General features: G+C 66.2%; 13 protein-coding genes. 7 read left to right on the top strand and 6 right to left on the bottom strand.

The features are described 5' to 3' along the window. Positions 1-36 precede the first annotated feature (36 nt). The 3 genes from CV103_RS15270 to CV103_RS15260 all read left to right on the top strand — a co-directional run bounded on the left by CV103_RS15270 (position 37) and on the right by CV103_RS15260 (position 2,336). Positions 37-765, top strand: coding sequence for an FkbM family methyltransferase (locus CV103_RS15270; RefSeq protein ID WP_015457510.1), 729 nt, complete (start codon positions 37-39; stop codon positions 763-765). Positions 766-840: 75 nt separating this feature from the next. Further along, positions 841-1,236: a hypothetical protein gene (locus CV103_RS15265; RefSeq protein WP_245896887.1), complete on the top strand. Its 396-nt coding sequence runs from the start codon at positions 841-843 to the stop codon at positions 1,234-1,236. Next, a complete protein-coding gene (locus CV103_RS15260; protein ID WP_015457508.1) occupies positions 1,233-2,336 on the top strand; it encodes an anhydro-N-acetylmuramic acid kinase in 1,104 nt (367 codons plus the stop codon). Before CV103_RS15265 ends, CV103_RS15260 begins: the two co-directional genes overlap by 4 nt. Positions 2,337-2,586: 250 nt before the next feature. Here CV103_RS15260 and CV103_RS22525 read toward each other — a convergent pair whose 3' ends face one another. Further along, entirely contained in the window at positions 2,587-2,727 is a 141-nt protein-coding gene (locus CV103_RS22525) for a hypothetical protein (protein WP_015457506.1), read from the bottom strand. A 23-nt stretch (positions 2,728-2,750) separates the two neighbouring features. On the opposite strand from CV103_RS22525, the gene CV103_RS15255 reads away from it, so the two are divergent. Beyond that, positions 2,751-3,599, top strand: coding sequence for a DUF3800 domain-containing protein (locus tag CV103_RS15255; RefSeq protein WP_107395435.1), 849 nt, complete (start codon positions 2,751-2,753; stop codon positions 3,597-3,599). Between the two features lie 551 nt (positions 3,600-4,150). On the opposite strand, the gene CV103_RS15250 is transcribed toward CV103_RS15255, so the two are convergent. The 3 genes from CV103_RS15250 to CV103_RS15240 are packed head-to-tail and all read right to left on the bottom strand — an operon-like array spanning position 4,151 to position 6,632. After that, positions 4,151-4,531 (bottom strand): hypothetical protein, encoded by a 381-nt coding sequence (locus CV103_RS15250; protein WP_107395475.1) that lies wholly within the window; start codon positions 4,529-4,531, stop codon positions 4,151-4,153. A 16-nt stretch (positions 4,532-4,547) separates the two neighbouring features. Next, on the bottom strand, positions 4,548-5,726 hold the full coding sequence (locus CV103_RS15245) for a vWA domain-containing protein (protein WP_107395434.1): 1,179 nt from the start codon (positions 5,724-5,726) through the stop codon (positions 4,548-4,550). Positions 5,727-5,729: 3 nt separating this feature from the next. Beyond that, positions 5,730-6,632: a DUF817 domain-containing protein gene (locus CV103_RS15240; RefSeq protein ID WP_245896885.1), complete on the bottom strand. Its 903-nt coding sequence runs from the start codon at positions 6,630-6,632 to the stop codon at positions 5,730-5,732. 55 nt (positions 6,633-6,687) lie between these two features. Here CV103_RS15240 and CV103_RS15235 point away from each other — a divergent pair, with 55 nt between their 5' ends. Then, entirely contained in the window at positions 6,688-8,142 is a 1,455-nt protein-coding gene (locus tag CV103_RS15235) for a methyl-accepting chemotaxis protein (RefSeq protein ID WP_245896883.1), read from the top strand. A gap of 81 nt (positions 8,143-8,223) precedes the next feature. After that, positions 8,224-9,804, top strand: coding sequence for an NHL repeat-containing protein (locus CV103_RS15230; RefSeq protein WP_107395433.1), 1,581 nt, complete (start codon positions 8,224-8,226; stop codon positions 9,802-9,804). 10 nt (positions 9,805-9,814) lie between these two features. Here the strand turns inward: CV103_RS15230 and CV103_RS15225 are convergent, their stop codons facing one another. Then, complete coding sequence (locus CV103_RS15225) at positions 9,815-11,365, bottom strand: M20/M25/M40 family metallo-hydrolase (RefSeq protein ID WP_107395432.1); 1,551 nt, start codon at positions 11,363-11,365, stop codon at positions 9,815-9,817. A gap of 120 nt (positions 11,366-11,485) precedes the next feature. Here CV103_RS15225 and CV103_RS15220 point away from each other — a divergent pair, with 120 nt between their 5' ends. Beyond that, complete coding sequence (locus CV103_RS15220; RefSeq protein ID WP_245896881.1) at positions 11,486-12,631, top strand: aspartyl/asparaginyl beta-hydroxylase domain-containing protein; 1,146 nt, start codon at positions 11,486-11,488, stop codon at positions 12,629-12,631. Between the two features lie 7 nt (positions 12,632-12,638). Here the strand turns inward: CV103_RS15220 and CV103_RS15215 are convergent, their stop codons facing one another. Then, positions 12,639-13,766: a hypothetical protein gene (locus CV103_RS15215; RefSeq protein ID WP_146163442.1), complete on the bottom strand. Its 1,128-nt coding sequence runs from the start codon at positions 13,764-13,766 to the stop codon at positions 12,639-12,641. Positions 13,767-14,010 lie beyond the last annotated feature (244 nt).

Genomic DNA, 14,010 nt, shown 5'->3' with positions numbered 1-14,010 from the left:
TGCGTCCTGTTCCGCAAACCATGGCCGGGGAAGCCGATGCTGAAGCGTATTGCCGCCAGCCTGGGGCACAGGGCGATCGCCGCCGGGGCGCATGTGCCGGACGTCGCCTCGTTCCGCGCCTTCGACCAGCAGGCCCGGACGATGCGGCTGATCCGCAAGCTGGACATCAACCTGGTGCTGGACGTGGGGGCCAATCGCGGCTTCTGGTCCCAGCATCTGCGCCAGTCCGGCTATACGGGCGCGATCATGACGTTCGAGCCGCTGGCCGCCAACGCGCCCGCCATCGCCGCCAAGCGGAACGGCGATCCGAACTGGCACGCCATGGCCTGCGCGCTGGGGAAGGAAGACGGCACCGCCGACTTCAACATGATCGTGACCGGCGAGGATGACGAGACGGTGCTCAGCTCCTTCCTGCCGCTGAAGGGCAAGGGATCGCGCACGCAGGTGGAAACGGTGGAGGTGAAGCGGCTGGACGGCTTCCTGCCGATGATCCGCGAGATCGTGCCCGACGCGCGCATCTTCCTGAAGATGGACACGCAGGGGTTCGACGCCAATGTCGTGGCCGGCGCCGGCGCGCTGATCGATCAGGTGCGGCTGCTCCAGTCCGAGGTATCGGTGGTGCCGCTCTATGAAGGCATGGTCCATTATACCGATTCGCTGAGCGAATATGAGAAATTGGGCTTCCGGCTGGCCGACCTGTTCGTCGTCAACCGCATGCCCGACGGCACCGTGCTGGAATATGATTGCCTGATGATGCGCGGCTGATCTTCCCGCTTTCCAGGGTTCCGGGGTTTCGGATTGACGCCTGAGACCCGATATCGTCCATGATCGATGCGGATCATGGAGCGGGAGCAGGACGTGCTGGGCGAATGGATGGCGAAGGCGCGGAGCTGGACCTGGCGGGACGTGGCGGATGCCGCGCTCACCATCGCGCTGGCGCCCGTCGCCATTCCCATCGCGCTGATCGTCAGGCTGACCGAACGGCCGATGGAGCGTTCCGCCGAGGAGGTGGCCCATTATCTGCGCGCGGCCTTTGCCGGCGAGGATGCGCAGGGCTGGGATTGGGCCGATTTCGTCGGCATCCGCATCGCCGATCGCGAGCTTGAGGATATCCGCGCGCGCGCCGCCAGGCTCGCCTTGCCGCTGACGGCGGAGGGTGCGATGGAGATGCGTTTCCTGCTGGCCCGCGCCGAACGCGCGGCCCGGCGCGACCATCCGGAGAGGTTCGATTCATGAGCGATGTCGTGCTGGCGGTCGGCCTGATGTCCGGCACGTCGCTGGATGGCGTGGACGCGGCGCTGATCGAGACGGACGGCGAGGCGCATGTCCGGCCGCTGGCCTTCCGGGGGGAGCCTTATTCCGAAGCGGCGCGCGCCACCTTGCGCGCGGCGACCGAGCTGGCCCTCGCCTTCGACAGCCCGCGCCCCAATCCCGAGATACTGGCGGCCGAGGATCTCGTCACCCGCAGCCATATATTGGCGGTGCGCAAGCTGCTGGTCGATGCGCAGATATCGCCGGCGGACGTGGCGGTGATCGGCTTCCACGGCCAGACGATCGCCCACCGGCCCGATCGCGGCTGGACCTGGCAGATAGGCGACGGGCCGGCCATGGCGGCGGCGCTGGGCATCAGCGTGGTGAACGACCTGCGCAGCGCCGATGTCGCGGCCGGCGGGCAGGGGGCGCCGCTGCTTCCGGTCTATCACCGCGCGCTGGCCGCCGGGGAGGCCAAGCCGCTGGCGATCCTGAACCTGGGCGGCGTCGGCAACATCACCTGGATCGGCGAGGCGGAAGGCGACCTGATCGCCTTCGACACCGGCCCGGCCAACGGCCTGATCGACGACTGGATGGAACGCCATGCCGGGCGGCCCTATGACGAGAACGGGGCCTTCGCCGCGACCGGCCGGGTGGACGAGGCGGTGCTGAAGGGCATGCTCGCCAATCCCTGGTTCGACCAGCCGCCGCCCAAGTCGCTCGATCGATCGGATTTCGCGCTGGATGCCGTGGCGGGGCTCTCGCCGGCCGATGGCGCCACCACGCTGACCGCCTTCACCGCGCTCACCGTCGAGCGCGGGCTGCGGTTGCTGCCGTCGGCGCCGAAGCGGCTGATCGTGGCCGGCGGCGGGCGCCACAATGCCACGCTGATGGCGATGCTGGGCGAAGCCTGCGGATTGAGGCCCGAGCCGATCGAGGCGCTCGGCTGGAACGGCGACGCCACCGAGGCGGAAGGCTTCGCCTATATGGCGGTGCGCAGCCTGAAGGGACGGCCGATCAGCTTCCCGGGCACCACCGGCGCGCCCGAGGCGTTGGCCGGAGGCGTGCTGCACAAGGCGGCATAAAAAAGGCGATTGTGTAGTTTACAAACCACGTGGAAAGATTAGCTGCCCAATCGTGGCGATGGCTGATGCCAAAGTCAGGAAGCCGATGAACATCGCCGTGAGCCAAAAGCGGACTGGCTGGTCAGATCGACGCCCGGACATCGTAAAAGAGGGTTGCGGAAATTTCATGCTGCCAGTCCGGAAGCCTCGGACCAACAACCAGCCAAATCCGACTGCACAGATAAACGAGATGATGGGGCCGTAAACGGCCTCACTCACCCGGCTTCTCCGCCGGCTTGTGCTTCATGACCTTCGCCAGCCTCTCCTTGAAACGTGTTTCGTCGTCGTCCGTCTCCAGCGCGCGGGCTGCTTCCTTGAACTTGTCGAGTTGGCTCTGTTTCGTTCCCGACATGACTGTGATATTTCTGAAGGATTATGGACTACGGATATATTGCATACATCGATGAAGCCGGCGACCCTGGCCTAACCAAGGTCCGCCCAATTGATGAAAATGGCGCGTCAGAATGGCTGATACTGAGTGCCGTCGTTATGAAGGCCCAACGAGAGGCTAACGTTGTCGATTGGATAGATAAGATCAGGACCGACATAGGGGTAACGCAAAGGCGGTTTCTTCATTTCCGCGATCTGTCACCTACTCGTAAAATGGCCGTTTCCAACGCGATCGCGGGGCTGCCGTTGAGAGCGTTTGCGATATGCTCGAACAAGAAAAACATGCGCGGCTATGAAAATCGAAAGGCAGATAAAATCCCTTCGCAGCAATGGTTCTACAACTGGTGCATCAGGCTTTTGCTAGAACGAGTGACGGCGTTCTGTGAATCTAGAACGATGAAGGACTATGGTGAGCATAAGCTGGTAAAAATTGAATTTTCGCGTCGCGGAGGCCATCATTACAGCCAAACCAGAGCCTACCAATACTATCTTGGGTTCCAGCAGGAGGGCGACAAAATTTATTTGCAGAAGCGCCAGCCTGTGACGAAAATGCTCCATACAGATCTGATGGAAGATCATCCGCACTACAGCCGGGCGGGGCTCCAGCTGGCGGACGCCGTAGCCAGCGCGTTTTACCAAGCGTCAGATTTCTTAGGCCTGGGCACTTGGGATGCTGCGCCGTCTAAGGCGCTCCAGCCTATTATGGCGAAAGAGAATGGCAGCGCCCGCGACTTTGGTGTGGCGCTCTTTCCGACCCCGGCTTGGAAAGCTGAATTGCTAGCAGAGCAAAAGGACGTGTTTCTCCACTACGGCTATGATTTCAGCAGATGGTAAGTTGGTAGGCCCCGGCCCCGTTTGTCCAGACTGCTTTTAGGCCACCATCCGATGGGCGACCGTCACTCTAGTTGCGACCCGTCCGTTACTCGGATCACTGGGGTTGTTCCGGCGTATCCTACCGTATGCCAGATCGCATAAAGAAATCTTTATGTCAAGGATTCATCCTACGAATCCATGAAGTTAAGGCTAAGCTGTTGATCGAATCCCGTTTTTTTGCGCAGTGACGGTGGAAATGGCAATGCCATCTGGATCGGCGACGATCCAAACTTCGCGCGCTGGTGCTGGCCCGGCGCGACGCCGGGTGGCGCGTGATCTGGCGCGCGCGGCTTCCGGCCTGAGGCGGATCGAGAAGCGGGGTGCGGGCGCGGGCGACGCCCAGAAAGCTTTGTCGCTCCGAACTTGATCCGGGGCCATCTCGCGACGAATGCCGGAGCCAGGACCTTCAAGCTCCGGCGCTTGCCGCATGGTGCACCCCGGACCAAGCTCGGGGTGACGTGAAGGATGAATGCCGGGCCGTTCCCGGACGGCGTCCGATCCGGTATTTGCGGTTATTTCCGCGCGGTGGCGGGCTTGGCCGGCGGCACCCGGCATGCCGGCAGCTTCAGCGTCGCGGCTTCCTTGCAGTCGCGCACCTGCACCGTGCCGTCGGGGCCGATATAGACGGCCTTGTCGCCGCCCGGATTGCAGCGCGCCACCCACATCACCAGATTCTTATATTGCTGCTGCTTCGCGCTCCATTCCACGCGCTTGCAATATTGCCCCGAATCCAGGATCGCGCGGCGGAGCGCCGCATGGCGCTGCAATTCGCTGAGGCTGGCCAGGCGATCGCTGAAGGCGTTGGGCGGCGTCTTGATCTGTTGCTGCGCGGCCGCGGGGGCGGCGATCGCGCCGATCATGGCGATCAGCAGCGGCAGGCGGGCGATGGTCATCTTGGGCTCCATGAATTCAGGATTTGCGGCTGAGCGCCCGCATCGCATCGTCCAGCCCCTCGAGGGTGAGGGGATACATGCGGTCGCCCATCAGCTCGCGGAGGATGCGGGTGGACTGGGAATAGCCCCAATGTTCCTCGGGCGTCGGGTTCAGCCACGCGGCGGCGGGATAGGTGTTGGTGATGCGGTGCATCCACACATGTCCCGCCTCCTCGTTATAATGCTCCACCGATCCGCCGGGATGGGTGATCTCATAAGGGCTCATCGCCGCGTCGCCGACGAAGACCAGCTTATAATCATGCCCATATTTGTGGAGGATATCCCAGGTGGGAATCCGTTCCGCGAAGCGACGGCGGTTGTCCTTCCACACGCCTTCATACAGGCAGTTGTGGAAGTAGAAGAATTCCAGATTCTTGAATTCGGCGGTGGCGGCGGAGAACAGCTCCTCGCACAGCTTGATATGCGGGTCCATCGATCCGCCGACGTCCAGGAACAGCAGCAGCTTCACCGCATTGTGCCGTTCGGGCCGCATCTGCACGTCCAGCCAGCCCTTGCGCGCAGTGCCGTTGATCGTGGCGTCGAGGTCGAGCTCGTCGGCGGCGCCCTCCCGCGCGAAGCGGCGCAGCCGCCGCAGCGCCACCTTGATGTTGCGGGTGCCAAGCTCACGCGTGGAATCGAGGTTGCGGAACTCGCGCTTGTCCCACACCTTCACCGCGCGCTTGTGCCGGCTCTCGCCGCCGATGCGCACGCCTTCGGGATTGTAGCCGCTATTGCCGTAGGGGGAGGTGCCGCCGGTGCCGATCCACTTGCTGCCGCCCTGGTGCCGGCCCTCCTGCTCCTCGAGCCGCTTCTTCAGCGTCTCCATGATCTCTTCCCAGGAACCGAGCGACTTGATCTCCTCCATCTGCTCGGGCGTCAGATAAAGCTCGGCGACCTTGCGCAGCCATTCCTCGGGCAGATCGGCCTCGGCGGTGCCATATCCGCCCTCTATGCCCTTGAAGACCTTGGCGAACACCTGGTCGAACCGATCGAGCAGCCCTTCGTCCTTCACGAAGACGGCGCGGGCCAGATAATAGAATTCCTCCGGCCGCCGCGCGATCACGTCGCGCTCCAGCGCCTCGAGCAGCACCAGATGCTCCTTGATCGAGGCCGGAATGCCGGCGGAGCGCAGCTCATCCAGGAAAGAGAAGAACATGCCCTAGCCTTGCCGCGCCCGTGGCCGATGGACAAGCGAAACGAGCACGAAGCTGATGATCATCAGCAGATACCATGCGCCAAGCTTGGCAGGGGACACCATCGTCCAGCCTCCTGCCTGATCGGGATAAACCCAGGCGCGGCTGAAGGTTGCCAGATTTTCCGCGAACCAGATGAACAAGGCGACCAGCAGGAAACCGACGAGCAGGGGCATCGGTCGCGCGGCACGATGCGGGGTGAACCAGATCATGGTCCGGCCGAAGATCAGCGCCGTGGCTGCGAACAGGGCGAGCCGGATATCCGGCAGCCAATGGTGGGTGAAGAAGTTTACATATATCGCCCCCGCCAGCGCGATCGTCTGCCATCGTGGCGGATAATGATCGAAGCGGAAATCGAATATGCGCCAGATGCGGGCGATATAGCTGCCGACCGCCGCATACATGAAGCCGGAAAACAGGGGAACTCCGCCGATCCGCAGAAAGCTGGTTTCGGGATAGGTCCATGATCCGGCGGTCGTCTTGAACAATTCCATGACGGTGCCGACGACGTGAAAAGCGAGGATCACCTTCGCCTCTTCCAGATTTTCAAGGCGCAGCGCGAGCATGCCGATCTGGATGAGGATGGCCGCGATGGTCAGAAAGTCGTATCGCGCGATCGGGGCGTGATCCGGATAGAACAGGTGGGTGCCCAACAGCAGCGCGAGCAGAAGCCCGCCGAAAAGGCAGGCCCAGCCTTGCTTGAAGCCGAACAGCAGGAATTCATAGACGTGAGCCGGCCATCCCCGGCGCGGCTCGATCCGTTCCAGCCGGAGCCGGATCTGCGCGAAACGCGTGGCTCCGCGCCCGGACGGGGCAGCATCAAGTGGATGTAAATGGATTTCGGAAGGGTGATCGGGCAGGTCGGCCATTCGCTTTCCTATCGCCCAAATCGCACGCTGGGCCAGAATTTACCGCAATTTTACCATGGCCATCGATAGGTTGCCGCACTGCATCAACGGATGCGGCATCCGGGGCGTGGGGGCCAAATTGCTGGCGAGGCTGGGGACGGACGAGCATCTGGCGCGGCTGGGCGAACGGTGCGGCGATTTTGCGTTGCAGTGCAGCGACGTCGCGGGCTTCGTCGCCCAGGTCAACCAGCGGATCGAGGACGATCATGGCCGGCTGGAATCGCTGCGCGCCAGTGTCGCCCGGCTCAACGCCTCGCAGCAGGAGGCCGATGACGCCGCCGTCGAGATCCGCCGCGTCGCCCGGCACGCGACCGGCCTGATCCGCACCAGCCATGACGACGCGGTGGCGGCGCTCGACGAGATTGGCGGGCTGATCGATCATGTCGTGGCCGTGGGGGACGAGCTTGAGGGCTTCACCCGCGCCATCGAGCATGTGGCGGCGATTTCCGGCCAGCTCGACGCCATCGCCCGGCAGACGGGCATGCTGGCGATCAACGCGACGATCGAGGCGGCGCGCGCCGGCCATGCCGCGAGCGGCTTTGCCGCGGTGGCAGGCGAGGTGAAGCGGCTGGCCGGCAGCGCGCGCAGCGCCACGGCCGCCGTGCGGGACGGCATCGAACGGCTCGACGGCAGCGCGCGGCGCGTGATCGGGGGCATGCGATCGGGCACGGAGCGCGGCCGCGTCGCGCGCAGCCGCACGGGCGACATCAGCGGCGCGCTGCGGGCGATCGCCGCGCTGGTAACCCAGTTCGACGAGCGATCCGCCGCGATCGAGCGGGCCGGGCGCGAGGTTACTGGCCATGTCGCGACGCTGGATGCCGGGCTGGAGGATTTCCTGCTGCGCGGGACCGAGAATGCCAGCGCGCTCGCCCGCACCCGGCAGCGGCTGGACGAGCTGGAAGCGGCCTCCAACCGGATGCTGGATCAGGTGGCGCACAGCGGCATCGCCACGCCCGACCAGCCGTTCATCGCCATGGCGCGGGAGGCGGCGGCGGGCGTGGAGACCGCGATCGCGGCGGCGCTGGCGGAGGGCGCCCTGGCCGAGGCCGATCTTTTCGACACCGCTTATGCCGCGATCCCCGGCAGCGATCCGCCGCAATTCCTGACGCGCTTCGTGCCCTTCGCCGATGGCGCGATCCGCCCGCTGCTGGATGCGGCGACGGCCCGGCACTCCGCCATCGTCGGCTGCTGCCTGATCGATCGCAACGGCCACCTGCCCACGCATATCTCGACGCGGAGCCAGCCGCAGCGGGCCGGCGATCGCCGCTGGAACCTGGAGAATGCCCGCAACCGCCAGATCTTCATGGATCATCAGACCCGCGACGCGCTCGACCGCGAGGGCGACTGGTTCCTCTACACTTATCGGCAGGACCTGGGGGAGGGGCGCTATCGGCCGCTGCGCAGCGTGTTCGTGCCGCTGCGCTTCGCGGGCCGGCGCTGGGGCTGTTATGAGCTGGGCTATCTGATCTAGCGCCACCCCGAGATTATCGGCATCCTCATCCATCGGGCGTGACGGGCAAAAGCCGCATCGCGCGCCCGGGAGGGGGCTGATATGCGCAAGCGCTGGATCGGGCTGGGCGTGCTGGGGGCGGCATTGGCCGCGCCATTCCTGTTTCTGGCGATCGCCAATCGCGAGCATGTGGCGGCGCGGCCCATCGCCGGGCAATCGACCGCGCCCGCCATCTGGGACAGCGCGTTCCAGCCCGCGCCGGTGCCGGGCTTCGTGCCGGCCCTGCCGGGGCTGCCGCCGCCCGGCCGATCGCCGATGCATGGCGATGGCTACCAATCCGATACCCATCCGGTGAGCGGGCCGTTCGGCCCCGGCCTCGAGGTGCGCACCCGCACCGCCGGCACATGGCTGCCACGGCTCTGCGCCACCTTCGTCTTCCGTTCGGACGGCAAGCCGGTGGCGATGTGCGGCGGCGTCACCGGCTTCCGCCTCGTCCTCCTCGATCCGGCGAGCCTGGACGCGCTCGCCACCTATGACCTGCCGATGCGGCCCAGCACCTTCCAGGCGCTGGTGCGGCGCGACATGGACGTGATCTTCGGGGATTCGTCCGGCGGGGCCTATCTGTTCCTCGACGACAAGGACCGGATCGTGCTGGCCGACAGCCGGCAGGTCATCCAGAGCATCGCCACCGTGCGCGACGGCAAGGGCTGGCGCTTCGTGCCCGAGAACCGCTGGGACATGACGCCGCACGTGCCGCACGACTGCCAGAATTACGACAATTGGTCCCCGTCCGGCGAATGCGACATGATAACCACCGTCATGCCGGGGCCGGACGGGCGGCTCTGGTGGGTGACGCGGCAGGGGCGGATCGGCACGCTCGATCCCGCGACCGGCAAGGTCGCGCAGACGCGGCTGGCGGGCGAGGAGATACAGAATGCCTTCGCGGTCGACGATCGCGCCGCCTATATCGTCAGCGATCACGCCCAATATGCGCTGGCCGCCGGCGCGGACGGCCGGCCGCACATCCTCTGGCGCCATCCTTATGATCGCGGCGGCGGCCGCAAGGTGGGCAGCATCAACCAGGGCAGCGGAACGACGCCGACATTGATCGGCGATCGCTACGTCACCTTCGCGGACAATGCCGATCCGCGCATCAACATCGTCGTGCTGCGGCGGGGCGCGCTGAAGCCGGGGGAGGCGCGGGAGATATGCCGCGTGCCCGTCTTCACCCCCGGCGCCAGCGCCACGGACAATTCGATGATCGGCTGGGGACGATCGATCATCCTGGAAAACAATGCCGGCTTCTCCAACGGCTTCAGCCAGAAGGACTGGGGCGCGATCGAGGGCGGCATCGTCCGCGTCGATATCCGCGAGGACGAAAGCGGCTGCGATATCGTGTGGACATCGCCGCTGGTGTCGCCGTCCGTGGTCCCCAAGCTCGCGACCGGGAACGGCATCGCCTATTTCTACGGCTTCGATGCCGCGCCCGGCGGCGGGCAGGACTGGTCGATCGTTGGCCTCGATTTCCGCACCGGCCGGCAGGTGGTGAAGATACCGACCGGCCATGGCGGCGCGTTCAACAATAATTGGGGATCGATCGCGCTGGCGCCGGACGGGACGCTCTACGTGGCCGCGATGCGCGGGCTGATCCAGGTGCGCCGCACCGGCCGGCCCGCGCATTGAGGCGGCGGGATCAGCCCACCGCCGCGATCTCGTAGAGGAAATCGACGAAGCCCATCGCCGCATCGTCCATGCCGGCGATCTTGGGGTTGGTGCTTTCGATCACGAAATATTCGTCCGGCGCATGCGCCCCGCTGCCATGACCCAGGCCGAACTGGCCGGCGGGCAGGCCGACCGGCTGGCCGGTGAAGACCACGCCCGGCCACGACCCGGCAAGGCGGGGATAGACGGTGGTGGGCACCTTGTTGCGGGCGTAGACCGCAAGCTCCGCCTTGACGAGCTTGCTGTCCTCGGCCGTCTCGGTCGGGTCATAGCCGCCGGAGACCGCCATCTCGACATCCTGGAAGCCATGCTTGTCCAGATGGGCGCGGATCTTGGCGACGGCCTCGTCCTTGGTCTGGTTGGGCACGATGCGGCAATCGATCTTGGCGACGGCGCGGCCGGGAAGCACCGTCTTGCCGCCGGGGCCGGTATAGCCCGAAACCAGCCCCTCGATGTTGATCGTCGGCACGGCGGCAAGCCGCTCCAGCGCCTGCTGCCAGGGCAGGTCGCCGATCCAGCGCTCGACCCCCAGCGCGCGCTTGGCGTCCGCCTCGCTCATCGTCCGCCCGGTCTCGGCGATCAGCGCCTTCTCGCGCGCCGTCAGCGGGCGGACATTGTCCATATAGCCGTCGACGACGGGCATGTTGCCGTCGGGCGTCACCAGCGTGGAGAGTGCGGCGACCAGCCGCCAGGCGGGGCTGTCCACGCGAGCCTTCTCGCTGGAATGGATGTCCCTGGCGGGGCCGCGCCCCCATTTTTCGCCCGAGGCGATCAGCTCGAACTCGATCACGCCCTTGGCGCCGAGGTTCACCGCCACGCCGCCGGTGCTGGGGCTTTGCCAGCCGGTCGGGATGATGACGCCGACGCATTTCTTCATCGCCGCCAGCACGTCCGGCCGGTGGACGATCTCGCTGAAATGGGGCGATCCGATCTCCTCCTCGCCCTCGGCGACGAGGACGAGGTTGACCGGCAGCTTGCGGCCGGCCGCGCGGAAGGCGTGGAGCGCGGCGAGGAAGGTCGCTTCCGGCCCCTTCTGGTTCACGGCGCCGCGGCCCATGATGACCTTGCCGAAGCCGGCCTTGTCGATCAGCCGCGCCTCCACCGGCGGCACCGACCATTCGGCGGGATCATATTGCTTCACGTCATACATGAAGTAGATGCCCATCCACTTTTTCGCGCCGGCATCGAGCGTGGCGAACACGCCGGGATGGCCGCTGGTGGGCACGCGCTCGACATGCTGGAAGCCGGCATCGCGGGCGAGCGCCATCATGTGCGCGCAGCCTTTTTCCATGTCGCGATTCTCGGCGGCGATGGAGGGGAGGCGTATCCAGTCCTGAAGGCGCTGCACGGCCTGATCGTGGCCGGCGGCCACCGCCTTGCGGATCGCCGCGAGATCGCCGCTTTCCGCGAGCGCCGCGCCGGGGGCGAACAGCGCCGCGCCCGCCGCCGCACCGCGCAGCACCGCGCGCCTGTCCGCCAGATTCATCCGGCCGAGATGATCCGCCTGGAAGTCCTTCGCCATGACTCGCCCCCTCTTTTCAATGATTTCCGCATTAGATCGCGGATTGGGCGCGGCGGCAAGCGGCCGTTGCGTGCGGATCGGCGCGGATTATAGAGGGGCTTTCCGAACGGGGAGTGGGACGTGGCGTTCGACGCGGGGCAGGCGGATGCGATGATACGCGAGGGCGTGGCCGCGATGCAGCGGCGCGATGCCGCCACGGCGCGCCGGCTGTTCGAGGCGCTGGTCGATCCCGAAGCCGGCGTGGCGCCGCCCTGGCTGCTGCTGGCGCAGGCGTGCCGGCTGGGCGGCGACGATGCCGCCGAGGAATCCGCGATCGACCGCCTGCTGGCCGATCAGCCGAACAGCCTGCGCGGGCTGGTGATGAAGGGCGATTGCCGGGCGCGGGCGGGCGACGATCGCGCGGCTTCGGCCTTCTATACCCGCGCGCTGCAGACCGCGCCGCGCGACGGCAGCGTGCCCCCCGCGCTCGCGGCGGACCTGCGGCGGGTGGAGCAGGCAATCGAGGCGAACCGGCAGAGCTTCCAGGCGCACATGGAAGCGAAGCTGGCGCAGGTCCAGGGCATGCGGGCCGGGCGGCGCTTCGCCGAGGCGATGGATATCCTGTCGGGACGCCGGCAGGTCTATCTGCAGCAGCCCAACAGCTTCTATTTTCCCGGCCTGCCGCAAATCCAGTTCTATGAGCGCGAGCAGTTTCCGTGGGTTGCCGAACTGGAGGCGGCCGCGCCCGCCATCCGCGAGGAACTGATCGCCCTGATGGGGGACGAGGGCAGCTTCGCGCCCTATATCCGCGCGCGGACGGACCGGCCGAACCCGCCGAACGTGCTGCTGGAAGATCCGAGCTGGGGGGCTGCCTATATCTGGAAGGAAGGCGCGCTCGTCCCCGAGATCGCGGAACGCTGCCCGCGCACCGTCGCGGCGTTGAGGGCGGCGCCGATGCCGGATATCCGGTCCCGATCGCCGATGGCGCTGTTCTCCCGCCTTCACCCCGGCACGCACATCCGGCCGCATAACGGCATGATCAACACCCGGCTGATCTGCCACCTGCCGCTGATCGTGCCGCCCGGCTGCGGCCTGCGCGTCGGCAACGAGACGCGGGAATGGGAAGAGGGCAGGATGCTGATCTTCGACGACAGCATCGAGCATGAAGCCTGGAACCGGGGCGACGAGACGCGCGTGGTGCTGCTGTTCGAGATCTGGCGGCCGGAAATCGACGCGGCCGAGCGCGAGGCGCTGACGGCCCTGTTCGAATCCATCGTGGATTATTGAGCCGCCTTCACGGCTCCGCGTCCATCGCCGCCACGGTTTCCGCCACGGTCACGAAGGGCGATGCGGTGGAATGGAGGACGAATTCGCCCACGGCCGCGCCGAATTGCGCGGGCGTCGGCTCGCCCGCGAAGAAGCGGGGGATGAGCAGGCTGGGCTCCGCGCCTCCCGGTTTTGCGCCGGAGGGCGGCTCGCTCTGGATCGTCACGGCGTAGACCGGGCCTGCGATCGAGAGCTTCCCGAAGGCGCTGTCGATCATGCCGGAAAGATTGTCCGGCAGGCGGACGGCGCGGAAGGTGCCGAGGTCCTTCACCTCCGCCACATAGAGGAGCGGCGGCTTGCGCGACTGGCGGATGGCGACGGCGCCGAGCGGCGGGACGGGCGCCTGCGCGATTTCCGGCAGCGATCGTTCGGCGGCGGGATCGAAGGGCAGCCGCTTGGCCAGCACGGCGGGCAGCATGCTTTCGACCATATGGCTGTCGAACGGCATCGCCCCGGTCGTGCGGCAGGCCGGCCCCTGGCAGGGGCCGTTGGCATCCAGGATCGTGCCCCAGGGCAATTGCCGCACGATCAGGTCGATCGCCTCCTCCTGCGAAGGATCGCGGACATGGGTGATCGTGGCGCGGACCTTGACCGTCCATGCGCCCAATTCGGCCAGATAGAGATAATCCATCACCGTCTGGGGGCCGATGCCGGTCTTGTAGGCGCCCTTGAAGGCCCGGAGCGCCACGGGCGAGGCGGAGGGGGCGGGGATGGCGAAGGGGCCGTCCGCCCATACGAAGGCCTTGGGCGATCGCGCGGCGATGGCGGCGAGCGCGCCTTTCAGCCCGTGTTGCGCGGGATCGCGCGGCCGATAGAGGAAGATGCTGAGCCGGGTGCGGGTATCGCCATCCTGCGCATCATAATTGAGGGCGACGTCGCTGCCGTCCGGCGTCAGGGCGAGCACGCGGCTGCGGTGGAAGATGCCGTAGGATGGCGGAAAGCTGGCACCCGTCGGCTTGTGCACCAGCGGCCCCGCGACATCGCCGCTCCACACCGCCGGATTGGCGCCTTCGATCGGCTGCGCCGTGGCGGCCGGAATGCCGGCGAAGTGCAATGCGGCGCCCAGCAGGCCCAGCCGGATGGCACGGAAAAGCAAGCGACCCTTCATCAGGCCAGTCTGGCAGATGCGCGCACGGGGCGAAAGCGGCGAGTCGCGCCTGGGAAAAACCGTTCCGCTGATAGGTCGCGACCGGTTTGTTTCGGTTTCGTGATGAAATGCTGCATTTGCACAATAATCGCCGCGCGAAAAAGGGCCACAACGCATATCGCGTGGCTTGGGTCCATATTGTATCGGGTGGAATGCTGTATTCGCGATCTAATGGTTCCATGTCGCGTCTGAT

The sequence above is a fragment of the Edaphosphingomonas fennica genome (genome assembly GCF_003034225.1).
GTDB classification, from domain to species: Bacteria; Pseudomonadota; Alphaproteobacteria; order Sphingomonadales; family Sphingomonadaceae; genus Sphingomonas_E; species Sphingomonas_E fennica.
Note: the sequence above shows the minus strand (reverse complement) of the source record. Positions and strands in the feature narration are given on the sequence as shown.